This is a genomic window from Xanthomonas sp. (assembly GCF_017163755.1).
GTDB lineage: Bacteria > Pseudomonadota > Gammaproteobacteria > Xanthomonadales > Xanthomonadaceae > Xanthomonas_A.
Genome location: NZ_JAFIWC010000021.1, coordinates 51783 through 73157, shown reverse-complemented (window position 1 = coordinate 73157; position 21375 = coordinate 51783). Strand labels below are relative to the sequence as shown.

At 68.4% G+C, this 21375-nt stretch carries 21 protein-coding genes; 12 read left to right on the top strand and 9 right to left on the bottom strand.

The features are described 5' to 3' along the window. Positions 1–198: 198 nt before the first annotated feature. The 6 genes from JR065_RS14820 to ykgO all read right to left on the bottom strand — a co-directional run bounded on the left by JR065_RS14820 (position 199) and on the right by ykgO (position 4920). A complete protein-coding gene (locus JR065_RS14820; protein ID WP_206235043.1) occupies positions 199–1485 on the bottom strand; it encodes a TraB/GumN family protein in 1287 nt (428 codons plus the stop codon). Continuing rightward, positions 1478–2011, bottom strand: a complete 534-nt coding sequence (locus JR065_RS14815; protein ID WP_206235042.1) for a GNAT family N-acetyltransferase — start codon at positions 2009–2011, stop codon at positions 1478–1480. The genes JR065_RS14820 and JR065_RS14815 overlap by 8 nt, the downstream gene beginning before the upstream one ends. A gap of 9 nt (positions 2012–2020) precedes the next feature. Next, positions 2021–2923, bottom strand: coding sequence for a carbon-nitrogen hydrolase (locus JR065_RS14810; RefSeq protein WP_206235041.1), 903 nt, complete (start codon positions 2921–2923; stop codon positions 2021–2023). A 200-nt stretch (positions 2924–3123) separates the two neighbouring features. After that, the gene (locus JR065_RS14805; protein WP_206235040.1) at positions 3124–4167 is read right to left on the bottom strand and encodes an agmatine deiminase family protein; all 1044 of its coding nucleotides are present in this window, start codon (positions 4165–4167) and stop codon (positions 3124–3126) included. Between the two features lie 170 nt (positions 4168–4337). Continuing rightward, positions 4338–4667 carry a hypothetical protein gene (locus tag JR065_RS14800; RefSeq protein ID WP_206235038.1) on the bottom strand — a complete coding sequence of 110 codons (330 nt, stop codon included), beginning with the start codon at positions 4665–4667 and terminating at the stop codon, positions 4338–4340. Positions 4668–4794: 127 nt separating this feature from the next. Further along, the gene (ykgO, locus tag JR065_RS14795; RefSeq protein ID WP_010342887.1) at positions 4795–4920 is read right to left on the bottom strand and encodes a type B 50S ribosomal protein L36; all 126 of its coding nucleotides are present in this window, start codon (positions 4918–4920) and stop codon (positions 4795–4797) included. A gap of 171 nt (positions 4921–5091) precedes the next feature. On the opposite strand from ykgO, the gene cmk reads away from it, so the two are divergent. The 8 genes from cmk to galU all read left to right on the top strand — a co-directional run bounded on the left by cmk (position 5092) and on the right by galU (position 13383). Next, positions 5092–5763 (top strand): (d)CMP kinase, encoded by a 672-nt coding sequence (gene cmk, locus JR065_RS14790; RefSeq protein ID WP_206235037.1) that lies wholly within the window; start codon positions 5092–5094, stop codon positions 5761–5763. A 215-nt stretch (positions 5764–5978) separates the two neighbouring features. Further along, positions 5979–7658, top strand: a complete 1680-nt coding sequence (gene rpsA, locus JR065_RS14785; RefSeq protein WP_128420018.1) for a 30S ribosomal protein S1 — start codon at positions 5979–5981, stop codon at positions 7656–7658. Positions 7659–7738: 80 nt separating this feature from the next. After that, complete coding sequence (locus JR065_RS14780; RefSeq protein WP_206235036.1) at positions 7739–8044, top strand: integration host factor subunit beta; 306 nt, start codon at positions 7739–7741, stop codon at positions 8042–8044. 72 nt (positions 8045–8116) lie between these two features. Further along, positions 8117–8413: a lipopolysaccharide assembly protein LapA domain-containing protein gene (locus JR065_RS14775; protein WP_206235035.1), complete on the top strand. Its 297-nt coding sequence runs from the start codon at positions 8117–8119 to the stop codon at positions 8411–8413. Between the two features lie 6 nt (positions 8414–8419). Further along, a complete protein-coding gene (gene lapB, locus JR065_RS14770) occupies positions 8420–9598 on the top strand; it encodes a lipopolysaccharide assembly protein LapB (protein WP_206235034.1) in 1179 nt (392 codons plus the stop codon). 30 nt (positions 9599–9628) lie between these two features. Next, positions 9629–10567, top strand: a complete 939-nt coding sequence (locus JR065_RS14765; protein WP_206235080.1) for an MraY family glycosyltransferase — start codon at positions 9629–9631, stop codon at positions 10565–10567. Between the two features lie 15 nt (positions 10568–10582). Beyond that, positions 10583–12490 (top strand): polysaccharide biosynthesis protein, encoded by a 1908-nt coding sequence (locus JR065_RS14760; protein WP_206235033.1) that lies wholly within the window; start codon positions 10583–10585, stop codon positions 12488–12490. Further along, a complete protein-coding gene (gene galU / locus JR065_RS14755; RefSeq protein WP_206235032.1) occupies positions 12490–13383 on the top strand; it encodes a UTP--glucose-1-phosphate uridylyltransferase GalU in 894 nt (297 codons plus the stop codon). Before JR065_RS14760 ends, galU begins: the two co-directional genes overlap by 1 nt. A 71-nt stretch (positions 13384–13454) precedes the next feature. Here the strand turns inward: galU and JR065_RS14750 are convergent, their stop codons facing one another. From JR065_RS14750 to JR065_RS14740, 3 genes are all read right to left on the bottom strand, one after another. Continuing rightward, positions 13455–14660 (bottom strand): acetyl-CoA C-acyltransferase, encoded by a 1206-nt coding sequence (locus tag JR065_RS14750; RefSeq protein WP_206235031.1) that lies wholly within the window; start codon positions 14658–14660, stop codon positions 13455–13457. A 137-nt stretch (positions 14661–14797) separates the two neighbouring features. Continuing rightward, positions 14798–17170 (bottom strand): 3-hydroxyacyl-CoA dehydrogenase/enoyl-CoA hydratase family protein, encoded by a 2373-nt coding sequence (locus JR065_RS14745; RefSeq protein WP_206235029.1) that lies wholly within the window; start codon positions 17168–17170, stop codon positions 14798–14800. 35 nt (positions 17171–17205) lie between these two features. Continuing rightward, on the bottom strand, positions 17206–17838 hold the full coding sequence (locus JR065_RS14740; protein ID WP_206235028.1) for a TetR/AcrR family transcriptional regulator: 633 nt from the start codon (positions 17836–17838) through the stop codon (positions 17206–17208). A gap of 217 nt (positions 17839–18055) precedes the next feature. Here JR065_RS14740 and ndk point away from each other — a divergent pair, with 217 nt between their 5' ends. The 4 genes from ndk to JR065_RS14720 are packed head-to-tail and all read left to right on the top strand — an operon-like array spanning position 18056 to position 21367. After that, positions 18056–18481, top strand: coding sequence for a nucleoside-diphosphate kinase (ndk, locus tag JR065_RS14735; protein ID WP_206235027.1), 426 nt, complete (start codon positions 18056–18058; stop codon positions 18479–18481). 12 nt (positions 18482–18493) lie between these two features. Continuing rightward, the gene (gene rlmN / locus JR065_RS14730; RefSeq protein WP_429001872.1) at positions 18494–19699 is read left to right on the top strand and encodes a 23S rRNA (adenine(2503)-C(2))-methyltransferase RlmN; all 1206 of its coding nucleotides are present in this window, start codon (positions 18494–18496) and stop codon (positions 19697–19699) included. Then, complete coding sequence (locus tag JR065_RS14725; protein ID WP_206235026.1) at positions 19686–20507, top strand: type IV pilus biogenesis/stability protein PilW; 822 nt, start codon at positions 19686–19688, stop codon at positions 20505–20507. Before rlmN ends, JR065_RS14725 begins: the two co-directional genes overlap by 14 nt. Then, a complete protein-coding gene (locus JR065_RS14720) occupies positions 20504–21367 on the top strand; it encodes a RodZ domain-containing protein (RefSeq protein WP_206235025.1) in 864 nt (287 codons plus the stop codon). Before JR065_RS14725 ends, JR065_RS14720 begins: the two co-directional genes overlap by 4 nt. Positions 21368–21375 lie beyond the last annotated feature (8 nt).

Sequence of the window (21375 nt, the reverse complement as noted above, 5' to 3'; positions counted from 1 at the left end):
GAGCGACCGGCCGCGCGGCGCATCGGTGCGCGGCGCGATCCTCGCCGTAGCCTCGCCGGCAGCGTGCAGACCATCCGCGGGAGGGCTTCAACCCGGCGTCTGGGTCAGCAAGGCGCCGGCCCAAGCCCTTCCTGCCGCGGCGAGGGCACCGCGGTTATCCGATGGGGCAGGGCGCATGGCCCTGCCGCCACGCTGCGCTCAACCGGCCAGCTTGCCGAAGATGCGGAAGCCCGCCAGCCATACGCCGAGCATGCTGCCCAGGTTGGTCAGCAGGAAGGTCAGCACCACCCGCGACACGCGGTTGCGGTACCAGCCGCGTACGGTCTGTGCGTCGTCGCGCAGCGCCAGGAAATCGCCGTAGGCCGGCTTGCGCATGTGCACCTCGACCAGCGCGCTGAACGCGCCGGCCGGCACGCCGGGACGGAACGGCTTCAGCGGCGCGGCGATCGCGCCGGCGAGGATGCTCAGCGGATGCCCGCCGGCGATCAGGCAACCGAGCCCGGCCAGGCCGCCGGTGAACAGCACCCACTGCAGCAGCAGGTCGGTGCCCAGCGCGAAGCCGCCGCGCCAGTAGCCCCAGACCACGCCGCCGAGCACCAGCGCGGTGAGGACCAGGGTGACCCACGGCACCTTCTTCCTGACCGGCACGTCCTCCAGCGCCGCGCGCAGTTGCGCCGGCGGTTCCTGGTCGTCCTGAAGATGGCGCGCCAGCCCGGCCAGGTGCCCGGCGCCGATGACCGCCAGGATCTCGCGCGGGCCCTCGGCGTGCAGCGGGCCATGTGCCGCGTCGAACGCGCCGCCGGCGTGCGCCCGACTGGCGTGTTCCTCGCGCAGGCGCGTGGCCATGTAGTGGTCGCGCTCGGCGATGATGGTGTCGTACAGCGCCGGGCTTTCGCTGGCGAAGTCGCCGAAGCTGGCTTCGAGCATGTCGCCCTGCTTGAGCTTCTCGATCTCGGCCTCTCCGACCTCGTCGGAGGCGAACAGGCCGCCGAGCAGGCCGCTGCCCAGCTTCAACTTGCCGAAGAACCCCAGGCGATTGGACGCGCGCTTGAAGGTGAGGCCGACCTCGCGGTCGATCAGGTAGACCGGCAGGCCGTGCTCGCGCGCCAGCACCACCGCGCGCTTGAGCTCGGCGCCCGGTTCGATGCCCAGCTGCTCGGCCAGGCGCCGCTGGTAGGCGGCCAGCGCCAGGTTGGCGGCGAACAGCGCCACGCGGCCCTTGCGGATCACCTGCACCAGGTCGAGCTTGGTCAGCGCATCGGGATCGGTCAGCGCCTGCAGGCGCTGCGGGTCCAGCTCCACCGCGACGGCGTCGAAGCGGCCGCTGCCGATCGCCCGTTCCACCGCCGCGACGCTAGCCAGCGACACGTGCGCGGTGCCGAGCAGGGTGTAGCGCACGCCATCGCGCTCGACGATGCGGTACGGCTGGCCGGCCAGCAGTTCGTCGCTGGTCGCCTCGGAAAGTTCGTTCATCGGGTCACTCATCAATGGGCGCCTCGTCGGCGCCGGGGCCCAGCGGGCGTTGCATCTGTACGGTGTCCAGCCAGCGGCCGTGCTTGCGGCCCAGGCCGGTGAACACGCCGACGTGGCGGAAGCCCATGCGCTCGTGCAGGCGGATCGAGGCGCGATTGGCCGGCTCGCCGATCACCGCCACCATCTGCCGGAAACCGCGTGCCTGGCAGGCCTCGATCAACGCCTGCAGCAGCGCCGTGCCGACGCCGCGGCCGTGCATCGCCGGATTCACGTAAACGGTGTTCTCCACGGTCCAGCGATAGGCGACGCGGGCGCGGTAGCTGCTCGCATAGGCGTAGCCGGCCAGCTCGCCGCCGACGGTCGCGACCAGGTACGGATAGCCGCGCGCGGTCACCTCATGCATCCGCCGCAGCATCTCCGCCTGGTCCGGCGCGTCGTACTCGTAGGTGTTGACGTGGCTGCGCACTTCCTCGGCATACAGCGCGGTGATCGCGGCGATGTCCGCGGCTTCGGCCGCGCGCAGGTGCAGGTCGTCCAAGGCCCGGGCTCAGTCGATGTAGCGCTTGAGCAGGTCGCCGTAGGCATCGATGCGGCGGTCGCGCAGGAACGGCCAGATCCGGCGCACATGCTCGCTGCGCTGCAGGTCGACGTCGCACACCAGCACGGTCGGCTCGGCGCCGGCCTCGGCGACGAACTCGCCCTGCGGGCCGAGCACGTGGCTGTTGCCCCAGAACTGGATGCCCGCCGCGCCCACCGGCTTTTCCGACGCCAGCGGCGACGGCTCGTGCCCGACCCGGTTGCAGCTGAGCACCGGCAGGCCGTTGGCCACCGCGTGGCCGCGGTGACTCAGGATCCACGCATCGCGCTGGCGCTCCTGTTCGGCCTGCTCGTCGCCGGGGTCCCAGCCGATCGCGGTGGGATACAGCAGCATCTCGGCACCGGCCAGGGCCATCAGCCGCGCCGCTTCCGGATACCACTGGTCCCAGCACACCAGCACGCCGAGCCGGCCCACCGAGGTGTCCACCGGCTTGAAGCCGAGGTCGCCGGGGGTGAAGTAGAACTTCTCGTAGAAGCCCGGATCGTCGGGGATGTGCATCTTGCGGTACTTGCCGAGCAGGCTGCCGTCCTTCTCCAGCACCACGGCGGTGTTGTGGTACAGCCCGGCCGCCCGCCGCTCGAACAGCGAACCCACCAGCACCACGCCGTGGCGCTTGGCCAGCGCGCCCAGGCGCTCGGTGCTGGGGCCGGGAATCGGTTCGGCCAGGTCGAACTCGTCCACCGATTCGTGCTGGCAGAAGTACGCGCCGTTGTGCAGTTCCTGCAGCAGCACCAGCTGCGCGCCCTGCGCGGCGGCTTCGGCCACCCGCGATTCGATCACGGCCAGATTCGCCTCGGCATCGCCGTGGTTGCGCTCCTGGATCAGCGCGACGGAAAGAGAGGTTCGGGTCATTGCTTGAAGGGGATTGGGCGGAAAAACGCATGGTAGCGCGGATGGCGCCGCGGCAGGCCCGCTGGGCATGAACGGACGGGCGCCGCACTGCGGCCACGCCCGCATGCGGTCGCAGGACACGCGCCGATGGCACGGCGCGCGGTGGAGCGGGGCACGGCGGCGGGATCGCGCGGGCGGCTAGCCGCTGCGGCGGGGCTGGCTCAGGCGTCGGCCGCCAGCACGCCGGCGGGCAGCTGCATGGTGATGCAGTGCAGGCTGCCGTTCTGCCAGATCAGCGCGCGACACGGGATCGGCACGACCTCGTGGTTCGGGAACGCCTGCGCCATCATCGCCTGCGCCTGCGCATCGGCGGGGTCGCCGTACGCCGGGATCAGCACCGCGCCGTTGACGATCAGGAAATTGGCGTACGAGGCGGCCAGGCGGCGCCCTTCGTCGAGCACCGGCTGCGCCCACGGCAGCGGGAACAGGCGGTACGGCCGGCCGTCGCGGGTGCGCAACGCGGCCAGTTCCCGGCCCATCGCCTGCAGCTCGGCGTAGTGCGAGTCTTCTTGATCGTCGCAGGCCTGGTACACGATCGCGTCCTCGCCGGCGAAGCGGGCGAGGGTGTCGATGTGCGCGTCGGTGTCGTCGCCTTCCAGGTAGCCGTGGTCCAGCCACAGCACCCGCTCCTGCGCCAGCCAGTCGGCCAGGTCGTGCGACAGCGACTCGCGCGAGCGCTGCGGGTGCCGTTCGTGCAGGCACTGCCAGGTGGTCAGCAGGGTGCCGGCGCCGTCGCTGTCGATCGCACCGCCTTCCAGGGCGAAGTCGATGCTGCGCACCGGATGCCCGGCGAACAGGCGCTGCGCCGACAATGCGGCGACCAGTTGGTCGTCGCGGCTGGCGGCGAACTTGCCGCCCCAGCCGGTGAAGCGGAAATCCAGCAGCTGGAAGCCGTCGCCGTCGCGTTTCAGCGTGATCGGGCCGGAGTCGCGCAGCCAGGTGTCGTCGTACTCGGCCTCGACGAAGCGCACCCGGCCCATGTCCACCCGTGCCGAGCGCAGCCGCGCTTCGGCGTAGATCTGCAGGTCGGCGTCGGCGACGCAGATCAGCACCGGCTGGAAGCGCACGATCGCCGCGACCAGGGCGATGTAGGTGTCCTCGACGTCGGCCAGGCGCTCGGCCCAGTCGGTGCCGGCATGCGGCCAGGCGATGAGGATGGCGGACTGCGGCTCCCATTCGGCGGGAAGGCGAAACCTGTCGGTCATTGCGGGCTACTGCTCGGGTGCTGCCGGCCGAAGCCAGGCGGTTAATCCAATCCCCGCACATGGACGTGCGGGCTCTTGCGAGGGACTCGCATCAATCCGGGCTCGGAGCTGCCTGCATCCGCGATCCCGCACCGCACCGCACCGCACCCACCCCTGCGGGAGGAACGGCATCAGCGGATCGGCGGTTTCGGGCCGATCTCGCCCGGGCCGGCCTGGTTGGCGACCACGTCGACGACCTTCTGCCTTTCGAAGTAGACGGTGAACGCCGGATACACCCAGCGGTTGATCGTCGGCCACTGCCGCTTCTGCCCGCCGCGCGGGTCCAGCTTCTGCTGCGGCGCGCCGAAACGCGACTCGACCTCGGCCATGCTCAGGCCGCGGGTCGGCAGGGCCGCGGCGGGCTCTTCCTTGACCCGGTCCACCAGCAGGGTCTCGGCGCGGGCCATGCCCGCCAGGCCCAGGCACGCCAGCAGCGGCGCCACATACAGACGATGCTTCATCACGGTGTACTCCCCAGAGGACGAACGGCGATTACAGCAAACTTCGGCAACAAAAAACCGCCCGAAGGCGGCCTTTCGCGAAAACCCGTCGCCATGCGCGTACCGCCGCAGGACGGGCCGTCGTGGATCAGCGCTGGCGAGCCTTGAAACGCGGGTTCGACTTGCAGATCACGAACACCTTGCCGCGGCGGCGGACCACCTTGCAGTCGCGGTGACGGGCCTTCGCCGACTTCAGGGAGGACAGGACTTTCATGGCACACCTCGGGATAAACTGTGGATTCGGAAGGAGCGCGACGCGCCTTCGCGGCATCGCTGGATGAGTAAGCCGGCGATTCTAGCCTGCTTTTCTTCATGGTTTCAAGTGGTTGCGCCGATCGGGCGGCGGCCGGGGCTACAATGCGCCTTCCCCACCCGAAGGAAGCGCATGAACGAACCGTCTCCCGTCCTGACCATCGACGGCCCTTCCGGGGCGGGCAAGGGTACCGTCAGCCGCATCGTGGCCGCCAAGCTGGGCTGGCATTACCTGGATTCGGGGGCGCTGTACCGGGCGGTGGGGGTCGCCGCCAGCTGGGCCAACTTGGACATCTCCGACGCGGCGGCGCTGGTGCGCTGCGCCTTCGACACCCACGTGGAGTTCGTCGAGCAGCCCGGCGGCGGACTGCGGGTGCGGGTCAACGACGTGGACGCCACCGACGAGCTGCGCCTGGAGACCACCGGCGCGGTGGCCTCGGCAATCGCCGCCATCCCGGAGGTGCGCTCGGCGCTCAAGCAGCGCCAGCGGGCGTTCCGGCAGCCGCCGGGGCTGGTCGCCGACGGCCGCGATATGGGCACGGTGATTTTCCCCGACGCCCCGTACAAGGTGTTCCTGACCGCCAGCGCCGAGGAGCGCGCCGGGCGCCGGCATAAGCAGTTGAAGGAAAAAGGAGTTTCCGTTATATTCGACGACCTGCTGCGCGAGATCATGGCCCGCGATGCCCGTGATGCCCAACGTTCAGTGGCGCCCTTGAGGCCGGCCGACGCCGCCGTCCTCCTCGACACCACCGGCATGGACATCGATCAAGTCGTAAGCCGCGTCCTGGAACTGCTGCCCGCCTGAGGGTCGCGCCGGGAGGTTGCAGCAGCATGGCGCGCCCGTCGCGCCATGGGCGTCACCCGTTCGTATTTGCAGTGTTCCAAAGGCTCCGTTGCGTGCCGCGCAGCGGTTTTTCCCACTTCACACCCGGCCTGCTTCTTGGGTCGACTAACCAGGGTGGGCAGTACGCCGTTCCGATCGGAACCGACTGTCCGTGTGTTCAATTGAGTAAATCTCTAATGACCGAATCTTTTGCCGAACTGTTCGAAGCGAGCCAAGCCAATCTGGCCAAGCTCAAGCCGGGCTCCATTGTCACCGGTACCGTGGTCGAGGTCCGTGGCGATGTCGTAGTCATCAACGCCGGCCTGAAGTCCGAAGGCATCGTGCCGATCGAACAGTTCCGTAACGACGCTGGCGAGATCGACGTCGCCGAAGGCGACCTGGTCAAGGTCGCCCTCGACTCGCTCGAGAACGGCTTCGGCGAAACCGTGTTGTCGCGCGAGAAGGCCAAGCGCGCGATGGTGTGGGACGAGCTGGAAGAAGCGTTGGAAAAGAACGAGACCATCACCGGCCGCATCAGCGGCAAGGTCAAGGGTGGTTTCACCGTGGACATCAAGGATGTCCGCGCGTTCCTGCCCGGTTCGCTGGTGGATGTGCGCCCGGTGCGCGACCCGGCCTACCTGGAAGGCAAGGAGCTGGAATTCAAGCTCATCAAGCTGGACCGCAAGCGTAACAACGTGGTCGTCTCGCGCCGTGCGGTGGTCGAGAGCGAGCATTCGGAAGAGCGCGAGCAGCTGATGGACAAGCTGCAGGAAGGCGCGATCCTGAAGGGCGTGGTCAAGAACCTGACCGACTACGGCGCGTTCGTGGACCTGGGCGGCATCGACGGCCTGCTGCACATCACCGACATGGCCTGGAAGCGCGTGCGCCATCCGTCCGAAGTCGTCAACGTCGGCGACGAGCTGGACGTGCGCGTGCTGAAGTTCGACCGCGAGCGCAACCGCGTCAGCCTCGGCCTGAAGCAGCTGGGCGAGGATCCGTGGGACAACATCGCGCGCCGCTACCCGGCCAACAGCCGCGTGTTCGGCAAGGTCTCCAACGTCACCGACTACGGCGCGTTCGTCGAGATCGAGCCGGGCGTCGAAGGCCTGGTCCACGTTTCGGAAATGGACTGGACCAACAAGAACGTCAACCCGTCCAAGGTCGTGCAGGTCGGCGACGAGGTCGAGGTGATGGTGCTGGACGTGGACGAGGAGCGTCGCCGCATCTCGCTGGGCATGAAGCAGGTCGCCGCCAATCCGTGGGAGACCTTCGCGGCCACCCACAAGAAGAACGACAAGGTGTCCGGCCAGATCAAGTCGATCACCGACTTCGGCATCTTCATCGGCCTGGACGGCGGCATCGACGGCCTGGTGCACCTGTCGGACATCAGCTGGAACACCACCGGCGAAGACATCGTGCGCAACTTCAAGAAGGGCGACACGCTGGAAGCGGTGGTGCTGGCGGTCGATCCGGAGCGCGAGCGCATCAGCCTGGGCGTCAAGCAGCTTGAGCAGGATCCGTTCGGCCAGTACATGGCGGCCAATCCGAAGGGCTCGAAGGTCGAAGGCGTGGTGCGCGAAGTGGACGCCAAGGGCGCCACCATCGACCTGGCCGACGGCATCGAAGGCTACGTCGCCGCGCGCGACATCGCCAACGAACGCGTCGACGACGCCACCCAGCACCTGAAGGTGGGCGACAAGATCGAAGCCAAGTTCGTGGGCATGGACCGCAAGGGCCGCACCCTGCAGCTGTCGATCAAGGCCAAGGACGATGCCGAAATGCGCGAAGTGCTGGAGGAATACCAGTCCGCGTCCGGCGGTACCACTCAGCTGGGTGCGCTGCTGCGCGCGCAGTTGAATGGCAACAAGTCCGAGTAAGCCGCAGCCTGTCTGCGTGTCTGGCACGGCCCGGGTCATCCCGGGCCGTGTCGGGTTGTGACCCTACCGCACGAATCGCAATGACCAAGTCCGAACTGATCGAAATCCTGGCGCGCAAGCAGGCGCATCTGAAGTCGGACGACGTCGATCTGGCGGTGAAGTCGTTGCTGGAAATGATGGGTGGCGCGCTGTCCGGCGGCGACCGCATCGAAATCCGCGGCTTCGGCAGTTTCTCCCTGCATTACCGTCCGCCCCGCCTGGGACGCAATCCCAAGACCGGCGAGTCGGTCGCATTGCCCGGCAAGCACGTGCCGCATTTCAAGCCCGGCAAGGAATTGCGCGAACGCGTCAGCGACGTGGTCCCGGTCGAATCCGATACGCCCTGACTTGCGGATCCGTTTGCCGGAATCCGCCCGCGGTCGGCTAATCTAGCGTCTCCCGATGCTGGAAACCCCTTCATGAAAATCGCCCGTCTGTTGATCCTGCTGGCCTTCCTTCTGGCCGGCTTGGTGATCGGGTCGCTGAACTCGCAACCGATCCTGGTCGACTTCGGCTTCACCGGCATCAACACCACCTCCGGTATCGCCATCATGGTGTCGCTGTTCGCCGGCGTGCTGATCGGCGCCGCGCTGGTGCTGGCGAGTCTGGTGATCCCCCTGTATGCCAAGCTGCGCCGAGCCAACAAGGCCGCCGCCGCTTCCGCTCCGGCGACCGTGCCGGTGTCTCCCGTGATCCAGCCCGTGGACGGACGCTGACCTTCGATGGACTTCCTGACCGAGTGGTTCTGGTTTTTCCTGTGCCTGCCGCTGGCGGCGCTGAGCGGTTGGGTGATCGGGCGGCGCGGCGGGCAACGCCATGGCGATACCCAGGTCAGCCGCCTGTCCAGCACCTATTTCCGTGGCCTGAACTATCTGCTCAACGAGCAGCCGGACAAGGCGATCGAGCTGTTCCTGCATATCGCCGAACTGGACAAGGAAACCTTCGAGACCCAGGTGGCGCTCGGCCACCTGTTCCGCCGCCGTGGTGAGGTCGACCGCGCCATCCGCCTGCACCAGGGGCTGGTGCAACGCCCCGACCTGAGCGATGCGCAGCGCGTGCAGGCGTTGCTGGCGCTGGGCGAGGACTACATGAAGTCCGGCCTGCTGGACCGCGCCGAGACGGTGTTCACCGAGCTGGCGCAGATCGACCAGCGCGCGCCGCAGGCGCTCAAGCACCTGATCAGCATCTACCAGGCCGAGCGTGACTGGGAAAAGGCGATCGACAACGCCACTCGCTACGAGGAGGTGACCGGTGAGCCGATGGGCAAGCTGATCGCGCAGTTCGAGTGCGAGCTGGCCGACCGCTACCGCACCTCGGGCAAGTCCGAACTGGCGCGGCAGGCCATCGCGCGCGCGTATCAGGCCGACGCCAAGTGCGTGCGCGCCGGCATCCTGGAGGGCCACATCGATGTCGACGACGGCAACGACGAGGCCGCGATCCGCGCCTTCGAGCGCGCCGCCCGCCACGACCCGGACTACCTGCCCGAGATCATGCCGGCGCTGATGGACTGCTACCGGCGCGGCAGCGACCTCACCGGCGCGCGCGCGTTCCTGTCGGAGATGACCGAGCACTACCGCGGCATCGCGCCGGTGCTGGCGCTGACCAGGCTGATGGAGTCGCAGGAGGGCGTTTCGGCGGCGCGGGCCTATCTGGGACGGCAACTCAAGGACCGGCCGTCGGTACGCGGCGAATCGGCGTTGATCGACCTGACCCTGGCCGAAGGCGCGGACTCCACCGCCACCTTGCAGGACCTCAAGCACATCACCGACCAGCTGCTGGTGCGCAATCCCAGCTACCGCTGCACCCGTTGCGGCTTCGGCGCGCGCACCCACCACTGGCAATGCCCGAGCTGCAAGGAGTGGGGCACGGTGAAACCGTTGCTCAACTACGCGGTGGTGTAGGTGCCGATCGGTTGGCCGCTGCTGGCGGCGATGGTCGTCGTCGGCGCCGCCGGCACCTGGCTGGCGCGCCGCTACGCGCTGGGTCGCAGCTTGCTCGATGCGCCCGGCGAGCGACGCAGCCATACCGTGGCCACGCCGCGCGGCGGCGGCATCGCGATCGTCGCGGCGCTGCTCGTGTGCTGCCTGTGGATGGGCGTCGCGGCGCCGGCGCAGCGGCCGGCGCTGGCGGTCTTCGCCACCGGGCTGGTCCTGGTCGCGGCGATCGGCTGGATCGACGACCACTGGCCGCTTTCCGCGGGCCTGCGGCTGGCGGTGCACGCGGTCGCGGCGACCTTGCTGGCCGGACTCGTTTACCGCGCCAGCCACGACCTGTGGCTGACCGTCCTGATCTGGCTGGCCACGGTGTCGCTGATCAATATCTGGAACTTCATGGACGGCATCAATGGCATGGCGGCCAGCCAGGCGATGCTGGCGGCGCTGGGGCTGGCTTGGTTCCTGCCGGCGCCGCTGCGCTGGCTGCCGTACGCGCTGGCTGCAGCCTGCCTGGGTTTCCTGCCGTTCAATTTTCCCAAGGCGCGCATCTTCCTCGGCGACGTCGGCAGCGGCGCGCTCGGCTATCTGGTCGCCACGGTGTTCGCGCTGTGCAGCGTGGCCGGCGACAGCACGCCCTTGCTGTTGGCGCTGCCGGTGTCGGTGTTTCTCGTCGACGCAGGCTTCACGTTGCTGGCGCGCATGCTCGCCGGCGAACGGTGGTGGCAGCCTCACGCGCAACATGTCTACCAACGTTGGGTGCGGACGGGCAGAAGCCACGGATTCGTCACGCTTGCCTATGCCCTGTTCAGCATCGTCGCGATTACAATCGCCTGGATGTGTGAGTTCCTGCAGTCCTGGGGGGAGGCTGGGGCAGCGGTTGCCTGGTTCGTGCTGGCGAGTGCTGTTTGGCTGACCTTGCGTAAGGGAATGCGCTGAATAATTGGACGACTGATGCTCTCGATTAGAGACCGCTTTACCGGATTGTTTCCCAAGGTGGCCGTGGTGGCGCACGATCTGCTGATCGTGTGGATCTGCTGGCAGCTGCTTCATGCCGCGCGCTACGCGATGCTGCCAGGCGAGCATCCGCTGCCGCTGTGGAACCTCAACACGGCCATCGTGCTGGCCGCGCAGGGCCTGGTGTTCTGGAAGATCGGCCTGTACCGCGGGCTGTGGCGCTTCGCCAGCGTGCCCGACCTGCTGAACATCTTCAAGGCCAGCTTCTACGGCCTGGTCGCCCTGGTGCTCGGGCTGGCGTACAGCCGCTTCGACTCGATCCCGCTGTCGGTGCTGATGGTGTATCCGTTCGCCTTGTCGGCGCTGCTGGGCGCGCCGCGCCTGCTGTACCGCGCGTGGAAGGACTACCAGGTCGCGCACTCGGACGACACCGCACGGCGGGTGCTGATCATCGGCGCCGGGCGCGCCGCCGAGGCGCTGGTCCGCGACCTGCGCCGCTCCGGCGCCTACCATCCGGTCGGCTTCGTGGACGACGCCAGCCATCTGCACGGCGCCAAGCTGCAGGGCCTGCCGATCCTGGGCCGCATCGACGAGGCGGGTGCCATCTCCAAGGAGACCGCGGCCAAGCTGCTGGTCATCGCGATCCCGTCGCTGGACGCGGCCGGCATGCAGCGGGTGGTGGCGATCTGCGAAAGCACCGGCCTGCCGTTCCGCACCGTGCCGCGCCTGCTCGACGTGCTGGAAGGCCACTACCTGCCGGGCGAGCTGAAGGAAGTGGCGATCGAGGACCTGCTCGGGCGCAAGCCGGTGACGCCGGACTGGAAGCTGATCAAGGGCTGGCTGTCCGGGCGCACGGTGATGGTCACCGGCGCCGGCGGTTCGATCGGCTCGGAGCTGTGCCGGCAGTGCGCGCGTCATGGCGCGCGCAAGCTGGTGCTGCTGGAAATCGACGAACTGGCGCTGATCACCATCCACGCCGACCTGCACCGCACCTTCCCTGACCTGGAGATCGAATGCGTGCTCGGCGACTGCGGCGATCCCGCGGTCACCCGCCACGCGATGCGGATCGCCGAGCCGGACGCGGTGTTCCACGCCGCGGCCTACAAGCAGGTGCCGTTGCTCGAGCGCCAGTTCCGCGAGGCGGTGCGAAACAACGTGCTGGCGACCGAGAACGTCGCACGCGCCTGCGTGGCGGCCAAGGTGTCGACCTTCGTGTTCATCTCCACCGACAAGGCGGTCAACCCGGTCAACGTGCTCGGCGCCTCCAAGCGCTATGCGGAAATGGTCTGCCAGTCGCTGGACGACCAGGCCGTGGGCACGCGCTTCGTCACCGTGCGCTTCGGCAACGTGCTCGATTCGGCCGGCAGCGTGGTGCCGCTGTTCCGCGAGCAGATCCGCCAGGGCGGGCCGGTCACCGTGACCGATCCGCAGGTGACGCGCTACTTCATGACCATTCCCGAGGCCTGCCAGCTGATCGTGCAGGCCGCCGCGTCGGCGTCGCACGGGGCGATCTACACGCTGGACATGGGCGAGCCGGTGCCGATCCGGCTGCTCGCCGAGCAGATGATCCGCCTGGCCGGCAAGCAGCCCGGCCGCGACATCGCCATCGTCTACACCGGCCTGCGGCCGGGCGAGAAGCTGCACGAGACGCTGTTCTATTCCGACGAGAACTATCGTCCGACCTCGCATCCGAAGATCCTGGAGGCGGGCGTGCGCAGCTTCTCGCGCGACGACGTGCTGCAGGGCCTGCAGCAGCTGCGCGCGGCGGTGGCCGACTACGACTGCGATGCCATCGACAATGTGCTGCGCGCGACGATGCCGGAGTTCGCGCCGCTTCGACAAGTCCACCACGACAGCTCCGCTACTATCGTTCCTTTCCCCGCACGCGAGGCCAGAAGGCTCTGATGAGCAAGAGAATCCGCAAAGCAGTTTTCCCGGTGGCCGGTCTGGGCACCCGCTTCCTCCCCGCGACCAAGACCGTGCCGAAGGAGATGCTGCCGATCATCGATCGCCCGCTGATCCAGTACGCCGTCGACGAGGCGATCGAAGCCGGTTGCGACACGCTGATCTTCGTCACCAATCGCTACAAGCACGCGGTCGCGGACTATTTCGACAAGGCCTACGAGCTCGAGCAGAAGCTCGAGCGCGCCGGCAAGACCGAACAGCTGGAACTGGTGCGCCACGTGCTGCCCAACGGCGTGCGCGCGATCTTCGTCACCCAGGCCGAAGCGCTGGGCCTGGGCCATGCGGTGCTGTGCGCCAAGCCGATCATCGGCGACGAGCCGTTCGCGGTGCTGCTGCCGGACGACCTGATCTGGAACCGCGGCGCCGGCGCGCTGACGCAGATGGCCGACGCGGCCGAAGCCTCGGGCGCCAGCGTGATCGCGGTGCAGGACGTACCGCACGAGAACACCGGCAGCTACGGCATCGTCGCCACCGACGCGTTCGACGGCAGCCAGGGCCGCATCAACGCGATCGTCGAGAAGCCCAAGCCGGCCGATGCGCCGAGCGATCTGGCCGTGGTCGGGCGCTACGTGCTCAGTTCCAAGATCTTCGACCTGCTCGAGAAGACCACGCCCGGCGCGGGCGGCGAGATCCAGCTGACCGACGCCATCGCCGAGCTGATCAAGATCGACCCGGTGCTGGCGTACCGCTTCGAGGGCACCCGTTTCGATTGCGGCACCCACATCGGCCTGATCGAGGCGACCATCCGCTACGCGCTGGAACACGAGAAGCTGAGCAAGCCGGCGCAGGCGATCATGCGCAGCGCACTCGCCGAGGCGGAAGCGAAGGGCTGAGCGGTCGCGCAGACGCGCCAGAACGAAAAAGGGCAGCCCAGGCTGCCCTTTCTCTTGCCGCGGCGAAGGCCTCAGAGCGCTTCGATGATGCCGGCGGCGCCCATGCCGGTGCCGATGCACATCGTCACCATGCCGTACTTCTGCTGGCGGCGGCGCAGGCCGTGCACCAGCGTGGCGGTGCGGATGGCGCCGGTCGCGCCCAGCGGATGGCCCAGGGCGATCGCCCCGCCCAGCGGGTTGACCTTGGAGGGGTCCAGGCCGCTGTCGCGGATCACCGCCAGCGACTGCGCGGCGAAGGCCTCGTTGAGCTCGATCCAGTCCAACTGGTCCTTGCTCAGGCCGGCCTGCTTGAGCGCCTTGGGGATCGCCGCGATCGGGCCGATGCCCATCACTTCCGGACGCACGCCGGCCACCGAGAAGCTGACGAAGCGGGCCAGCGGCGTCAGGCCGTAGTCCTTGATCGCCTGCTCGGAGGCGAGCAGCACCGCAGCGGCGCCGTCGCTCATCTGCGAGGAGTTGCCGGCGGTCACGCTGCCGCCGAACTGGCCGTTGCGGAACACCGGGCGCAGCTTGGCCAGGCCTTCGATCGAGCTGTCCGGGCGCGGGCCTTCGTCGGTGTCGACCAGGCGCTTGCGCAGCGCGATGACGTTTCCGGCCAGGTCGGGCTGGTGCGACAGGATCTCGTACGGGCTGATTTCCTGCTGGAACTCGCCGGCGGCGATCGCGGCGATGGCCTTCTGGTGCGAGGCGAGGGCGAACGCGTCCTGGTCCTCGCGCGACACCTTCCATTCCTCGGCCACCTTCTCGGCGGTGATGCCCATGCCGTAGGCGATGGCGACATGGTCGTCGCGGAACACCGACGGCGACAGCGCGACCTTGTTGCCCATCATCGGCACCATCGACATCGATTCGGTGCCGCCGGCCAGCATCAGGTCGGCGTTGCCCAGGCGGATCTGGTCGGCGGCCAGCGCCACCGCCTGCAGGCCCGACGAGCAGAAGCGGTTGATCGTCTGCGCGGCGATGGTGTCCGGCAGGCCGGCCAGCAGCACGCCGATGCGCGCCACGTTCATGCCTTGCTCGCCCTCGGGCATCGCGCAGCCGATGATGGCGTCGTCGATGCGGCCCAGGTCGATGCCCGGCGCCTGCGCGACGACGGCGCGCAGCACGTGCGCGAGCAGGTCGTCGGGACGGGTATTGCGGAACACGCCCTTGGGCGCCTTGCCGACCGGGGTGCGGGTGGCGGCGACGATGTAGGCGTCCTGGATTTGTCTGGTCATCTGGGGAGTCTCGAATGGCTGGAAGTTTGCTGGTTCGGGACTCGGGACCCGGGACCCGGGACTCGGAAAGTCAAAAGCACACCGTGGCGGCTCTTGCTTTCCGAGTCCCGGGTCCCGAGTCCCGAGTCCCGGCTTCATTAGTTCCGCAACGGCTTGCCCGTCTTGAGCATGTGCCCGATGCGCGCCTGGGTCTTTTCCTGCTGGGCCAGCTCCACGAAGTGCTTGCGCTCGAGCTTGAGCAGCCATTCCTCGTCCACCAGCGCGCCGCGGTCGACTTCGCCGCCGCACAGCACGGTGGCGATGCGGGTGGCGATCTCGTAGTCGTACTCGCTGATGAAGCGGCCTTCCAGCATGTTGACCAGCAGCATCTTGAAGGTGGCGATGCCGACGTCGCCGGCCACTGCGATGCGCCGCGCCGGCAGCGGCGGGCGGTAGCCGGTGTCGGCCAGCGCGCGCGCCTGCTGCCTGGCGATGTGCAGCGACTCGTAGGCGTTGAACACCACCTTGTCGGTGGCGCGCAGCAGGCCCAGTTCCTTGGCGTTGACCGCCGAGGTTGAGACCTTGGCCATCGCCACCGTCTCGAAGGTCTTCTTCAGCTCGGCGAACACGTCACCGTTCGGGCCGGCCGCCTGCGCCGCCCGCACCGCCAACTCCTTCAGGCCGCCGCCGGCCGGCAGCAGACCGACCCCGGCCTCGACCAGGCCGATGTAGCTTTCCAGCCCGGCCACGGTGCTGGCGCTGTGCATCTGGAATTCGCAGCCGCCGCCAAGCGCCAGCCCGCGCACCGCCGCGACCACCGGCACCAGCGAATACTTGATGCGCTGGCTGGTGGCCTGGAAGTTGGCGACCATCGCCTCGAACGCGTCGACCTTGCCCGCCTGCAGCAGGCCCAGCGCACCGGCCAGGTCGGCGCCGGCGGAGAAGGGCTCCTTGTGCTGCCAGATCACCAGGCCCTTGAAGCCCTGCTCGGCGCGGCCGACCGCTTCCTGCAGGCCGTCGAGCACCTGGTCGGAGACGGTGTTCATCTTGGTCTTGAAGCTGACCACGGCGACGTCGTCGCCGTCGTGCCACATGCGCAGGCCGTCGTTCTCGAACACGGTCTCGCCCGGGGCGAACTTCTCGCCCAGCAGCGGATCGGGGAAGCGCTGGCGCTGGTACACCGGCAGCGCCGAGCGCGGCAGCTTGGCGTTGCGCGCCGGGCTGTAGCTGCCTTCGGCGGCATGCACGCCATCGCGGCCGTCGAACACCCAGTCCGGCAGCGGCGCGCTGCTCATGGTCTTGCCGGCGACGATGTCGTCGGCGATCCACTGCGCCACCTGCTTCCAGCCGGCCGCCTGCCAGGTCTCGAACGGACCCAGCGACCAGCCGTAGCCCCAGCGGATCGCCAGGTCCACGTCGCGCGCGGTCTGCGCGATGTCGGCCAAGTGGTAGGCGCTGTAGTGGAACAGGTCGCGGAACGTCGCCCACAGGAACTGCGCCTGCGGGTGCTGGCTCTCGCGCAGCTTGGCGAACTTCTCCGCCGGGTTCTTGATCTTCAGGATCTCGACCACTTCCGGCGCCGCGCTGCGGTCGGCCGGACGGTAGTCCTGCTTCTCAAGGTCCAGCACCACGATGTCCTTGCCGACCTTGCGGAAGATGCCGGCGCCGACCTTCTGCCCGAGCGCGCCCTTGCCGATCAGCGCGTCCAGCCACTTCGGCGAAGCGAAGTACTGGTGCCACGGATCGTCGGGCAGGGTGTCGGCCATGGTCTTGATCACATGCGCCATGGTGTCCAGGCCGACCACGTCGGAGGTGCGGTAGGTCGCCGATTTCGGCCGCCCGACCAGCGGGCCGGTCAGCGCGTCCACTTCGTCGAAGCCCAGGCCGGACTGCGCGGTGTGGTGGATGGTGGACAGGATCGAGAACACGCCGATGCGGTTGCCGATGAAGTTCGGGGTGTCCTTGGCGTACACCACGCCCTTGCCCAGGGTGGTGGTCAGGAACGCTTCCAGCCCTTCCAGCACCGCAGCGTCGGTGCCCTTGGCCGGGATCAGCTCGGCCAGGTGCATGTAGCGCGGCGGGTTGAAGAAATGCACGCCGCAAAAGCGGTGGCGCAGCTGTTCGGGCAGCACGTCGGACAGCGCGTTGATGCCCAGGCCGGAAGTGTTGCTCGCCAGCACCGCGTGCTCGGCGACGAACGGGGCGATCTTCTTGTACAGGTCCTGCTTCCAGTCCATGCGCTCGGCGATGGCCTCGATGATCAGGTCGCAGCCTTTCAGCTGCTCCAGCCCCGTCTCGTAGTTGGCCGGGGTGATGGCCTCGGCCAGCGCGGCGCTGGCCAACGGCGCCGGGCTCAGCTTGGTCAGGTTGGCGATGGCCTTGAGCACGATGCCATCGGGATGGCCTTCCTTGGCGGGAAGGTCGAACAGCACGGTGTCGACGCCGGCGTTGGTCAGGTGCGCAGCGATCTGCGCGCCCATCACGCCCGCGCCCAGGACGGCGGCACGGCGGACTAGCAGGGGGTTGGACATAGCGATCAGCCTTTGTGGGTGCAACGAGTGCGGGGTCAGGGAGCGGAGCGGGCCAGGAAGCCGGCTTCGGCGAAACGGATGAGTTCGCGCGCGGCGTGGGCGCGGTGCGCGGCCTCGCTGACGCCGGCGGGACGCTTGATCAGGCCGAAGTCGGCCATCGCGTAGGTCAGCGCGCCGGCGAGGAAATCCAGCCGCCAGTACAGCTCTTCCTTGTTCAGCCCGGGCACGCAGCCGGAGATGGCCTTGCCGAACTCGCGCAGCACGTGGCCGTAGTGGTCGGACAGGAACTGGCGCAGGCTGTCGTTCTTCTCGGCGTAGGCGCGGGCGATCACGCGGACGAAGGCGCCGCCGCTCTGCCGGTCCTGGGCCATGGCCAGCGCCGGCTCGACGAACGCCGCCAGCACCCGGCCCAGCTGCCCGGGGTGCTCGCGCTGCGCCGCCTCCAGCTGGCTCAGCCGGGCTGCGGTCATCTCGTCCATGCGCCGGCGAAACACCTCGTTGACCAGGTTCTCCTTGGAGCCGAAGTGGTAGTTGACCGCGGCGATGTTGACGTCGGCCTGGCTGGTGAGCTGGCGCAGCGAGGTGCCGGAGAAGCCGTGCTGGGCGAACAGCTCCTCGGCCGCGCTGAGGATGCGGTCCTTGGTCGAGAAGTGGGCCTGCTTTGCCATGGATGCCAGCCGAATCAATCAAACGATTGTTTGAGTCTACGGCCGGTCACCGGCGGCGTCATGCTGCAATGCAGCATCGATTCAGCGCCGGGCCGTGCAAAGCCGGCTGCGATTGGATAGAATCCTCCATCGCAATTCTGGCTAAGCCCGCGTTTTGACGCGGGTTTTTTTCATGCTAACCTCGGGCCTTCAGTGGCCCGCCCAACGGAGAACTTCCATGGCGCTGGAGCGCACCCTGTCCATCATCAAGCCCGATGCCGTCGCCAAGAACGTCATCGGCGAAATCTATGCCCGCTTCGAGAAGGCCGGCCTGAAGATCGTCGCCGCCAAGTACAAGCAGCTGTCGCGCCAGGAGGCCGAGGGCTTCTACGCCGTGCACCGCGAGCGTCCGTTCTTCAACGCGCTGGTCGAGTTCATGATCTCCGGCCCGGTGATGATCCAGGCGCTGGAAGGCGAGAACGCCGTCGCCGCGCACCGCGAACTGCTCGGCGCCACCAATCCCAAGGACGCGGCGGCGGGCACCATCCGTGCCGATTTCGCCGATTCCATCGATGCCAACGCCGCGCACGGCTCGGATTCGGTCGAGAATGCCGCCATCGAGGTGGCGTACTTCTTCGCCGCCACCGACGTGGTCTCGCGCTGAGAGAGTGACACCGTGAACGAGGTCGTCCACACGTCGTTGCCGCTCGCTGACCCGGTCAGGGCCAGCGGCGCGGCCAAGCAGAACCTGCTCGACCTCGATCGCGAGGGTCTGGAGCGCTTCTTCGCCGAGACCCTCGGCGAAGCGCGCTACCGCGCCCACCAGGTGATGAAGTGGATCCACCACCGCTACGTCACCGACTTCGACCAGATGACCGACCTGGGCAAGGCGCTGCGCGCCAAGCTGCAGCAGCATGCCGAGGTCGTGGTCCCGAACGTGGTGTTCGACAAGCCCTCCACCGACGGTACCCACAAGTGGCTGCTGGCGATGGGTACCGACGGCAAGAACGCGATCGAGACGGTCTACATCCCCGACAAGGGCCGCGGCACGCTGTGCGTGTCCTCGCAGGTCGGCTGCGCGCTGAACTGCACGTTCTGCTCCACCGCCACCCAGGGCTTCAACCGCAACCTGTCCACCGCCGAGATCATCGGCCAGGTGTGGGTCGCGGCGCGCCACCTGGGCAACGTGCCGCACCAGCAGCGCCGTCTCACCAACGTGGTGATGATGGGCATGGGCGAGCCGTTGATGAATTTCGACAACGTCGTGCGCGCGATGAGCGTGATGCGCGACGACCTGGGCTACGGCCTGGCCAACAAGCGCGTGACCCTGTCGACCTCCGGCCTGGTGCCGATGATCGACCGCCTGTCCAGCGAGAGCGACGTGTCGCTGGCGGTGTCGCTGCACGCGGCCGACGACGCGCTGCGCGAGCAGTTGGTGCCGCTGAACAAGAAGTACCCGGTCGCCGAGCTGATGGCCGCCTGCGCGCGCTACCTGCGCGCCAACAAGCGGCGCGAATCGGTGACCTTCGAATACACGCTGATGAAGGGCATCAACGACCAGCCCGAGCACGCGCGGCAGCTGGCCAGGCTGATGCGGCAGTTCGACAACGCGGTCCAGACCAAGGACGCGGGCAAGGTCAACCTGATTCCGTTCAACCCGTTCCCGGGCACGCGCTACGAGCGCTCCGGCGAGACCGAGATCCGCGCGTTCCAGAAGATCCTGCTCGATGCGCAGGTGCTGACGATGGTGCGGCGCACGCGCGGCGACGACATCGATGCGGCCTGCGGCCAGCTCAAGGGGCAGGTGATGGATCGCACCCGACGCCAGGCCGACTTCCAGCGCCAGCTGCAGCGCCAGGCGGACCGGGATGCGGCGGCGTAACGGCCTGATCGGTGGCATCGGCCTGCTGCTGGCGATCTCGCTGGGGCTGGGCGGATGCGGTTGGCGCAACGCCAAGGCCGGCAAGGTGCGCGCCGTCGAGCAGGTGGCGCCGGACTATGATTTCCGCGACAACGCCACGGTCAAGGCGCGCTACGCGCTGCAGGAGAACCTCGGGCTGGCGGCAAGCCGGCTGCGCGCCGGCGATCTGGTGCGTGCCGAGCAGAGCGCGCGCAAGGCGTTGGCGCAGTCCCCCGGCTCGGTCGATGCGTACACGCTGCTGGCGGTGATCGCCGACCGCCGCGGCGATGCCGCCACCGCCGGCGAGTACTACCGCAAGGTCACCGAGCTTGCGCCCACCCAGGGCGCGGGCATGAACAACTACGGCGCGTGGCTATGCGCCAATGGCCATCCGGCCGAGGCGCTGCTGTGGTTCGACCGCGCGCTGGCGGCGCCGGGCTACGCGACGCCGGCATCGGCGCTGGCCAACGCCGGCGGCTGCGCGTTGCTGGTCGGGCAGGGCGAACGCGCCGAGCGTGACCTGCGCAAGGCCCTGTCGCTGGAGCCGAACAACGCCTATGCCTTGGAAGCGATGACGCGCAACGAAGTCGCGCATGGGCGCTACTTCGAAGCTAGGGCGTTTTCGCAGCGGCGTTTGTCGGCTGCGGCGGCCACCGCATCCGTGTTACAACTTGCGGTTCAGATTGAACAAAGGCTGGGCGACATGGCTGCCGCCGGCCGTTACCAACAGCGGTTGCGCAAGGAGTTTCCCAATACCGCAACCACCACTCCCGGGGCCAGTGCATTGTGATCAGTGATTCCAATCCGAACGCTTTCGACGGCGCCAAAGGCTGCGGACAACAACTCCGCGAAGCGCGCGAGGCGGCCGGGCTCAGCATCGAGGACGTGGGCAGCCGGTTGCGCATGCCGGCGCGCGTGGTGCGCGCCCTCGAAGCGGAGCAGTGGGAGCGCCTGGGCGCGCCGGTGTTCGTCCGCGGCCAGCTGCGCAGCTACGCGCGGCTGCTGTCGGTGGACCTGGACCCGCTGCTGGAGCGCGCGCACATCGCCCCGGTGCAGCCGGTGGAGCTGATCAGCCACACCCACACCCCGCCGCTGCGGCGCATGCTCGAGAGCGTCACCCGGCGCATGGTCTACGTGGTGATCACCGCCGGCCTGGCGGTGCCCATCTGGTACGCCTCGCGCTCGCATTTCGCCAACGAAGGCCCGAGCACTGCATCGCTGGACGTGGTGCCGGCCAGCGCCGACGGCGCGGCGCCGGCCACGGACGGAACGCCGCAGGCGCCCGTGCCGGCCGCGACCGCGGCGCCTCGCGCCAACGCCACCCCTGCGGCGCCCTACATCGCGTCGCTGACGCCGCTGCCGCGCGCGTCCTTGGCGGCGACCAAGCCGGGCATCAGCCTGTCGTTCAACGGCGACAGCTGGGTGCAGATCAGCGCGCCGGACGGAAGCTCGCTGGAGAAGGCCCTGCTCAAGGCGGGCGAGAAGCGCGAGTACACGGCGGGTCAGGTCGGCCGGATCGTGCTCGGCAATGCCTCGGCGGTCGAGGTTCAGCAATCCGGTAGTACCGTGGATATGACGCCGTACAAGCGCGCGAACGTGGCGCGCTTTGCGGTATCCTCTGACGGTTCCGTGGTGCCGGCGTCCGACTGAGCCGCGGC

Bases quoted from the DNA above. Each gene is read 5' to 3' on its own strand.
- JR065_RS14820 (WP_206235043.1), bottom strand. From the start codon at position 1,485: ATGAGTGACCCGATGAACGAACTTTCCGAGGCGACCAGCGACGAACTG.
- JR065_RS14810 (WP_206235041.1), bottom strand. From the start codon at position 2,923: ATGACCCGAACCTCTCTTTCCGTCGCGCTGATCCAGGAGCGCAACCAC.
- JR065_RS14805 (WP_206235040.1), bottom strand. From the start codon at position 4,167: ATGACCGACAGGTTTCGCCTTCCCGCCGAATGGGAGCCGCAGTCCGCC.
- JR065_RS14800 (WP_206235038.1), bottom strand. From the start codon at position 4,667: ATGAAGCATCGTCTGTATGTGGCGCCGCTGCTGGCGTGCCTGGGCCTG.
- ykgO (WP_010342887.1), bottom strand. From the start codon at position 4,920: ATGAAAGTCCTGTCCTCCCTGAAGTCGGCGAAGGCCCGTCACCGCGAC.
- cmk (WP_206235037.1), top strand. From the start codon at position 5,092: ATGAACGAACCGTCTCCCGTCCTGACCATCGACGGCCCTTCCGGGGCG.
- rpsA (WP_128420018.1), top strand. From the start codon at position 5,979: ATGACCGAATCTTTTGCCGAACTGTTCGAAGCGAGCCAAGCCAATCTG.
- JR065_RS14780 (WP_206235036.1), top strand. From the start codon at position 7,739: ATGACCAAGTCCGAACTGATCGAAATCCTGGCGCGCAAGCAGGCGCAT.
- JR065_RS14775 (WP_206235035.1), top strand. From the start codon at position 8,117: ATGAAAATCGCCCGTCTGTTGATCCTGCTGGCCTTCCTTCTGGCCGGC.
- lapB (WP_206235034.1), top strand. From the start codon at position 8,420: ATGGACTTCCTGACCGAGTGGTTCTGGTTTTTCCTGTGCCTGCCGCTG.
- JR065_RS14765 (WP_206235080.1), top strand. From the start codon at position 9,629: ATGGTCGTCGTCGGCGCCGCCGGCACCTGGCTGGCGCGCCGCTACGCG.
- JR065_RS14760 (WP_206235033.1), top strand. From the start codon at position 10,583: ATGCTCTCGATTAGAGACCGCTTTACCGGATTGTTTCCCAAGGTGGCC.
- galU (WP_206235032.1), top strand. From the start codon at position 12,490: ATGAGCAAGAGAATCCGCAAAGCAGTTTTCCCGGTGGCCGGTCTGGGC.
- JR065_RS14750 (WP_206235031.1), bottom strand. From the start codon at position 14,660: ATGACCAGACAAATCCAGGACGCCTACATCGTCGCCGCCACCCGCACC.
- JR065_RS14745 (WP_206235029.1), bottom strand. From the start codon at position 17,170: ATGTCCAACCCCCTGCTAGTCCGCCGTGCCGCCGTCCTGGGCGCGGGC.
- JR065_RS14740 (WP_206235028.1), bottom strand. From the start codon at position 17,838: ATGGCAAAGCAGGCCCACTTCTCGACCAAGGACCGCATCCTCAGCGCG.
- ndk (WP_206235027.1), top strand. From the start codon at position 18,056: ATGGCGCTGGAGCGCACCCTGTCCATCATCAAGCCCGATGCCGTCGCC.
- JR065_RS14725 (WP_206235026.1), top strand. From the start codon at position 19,686: ATGCGGCGGCGTAACGGCCTGATCGGTGGCATCGGCCTGCTGCTGGCG.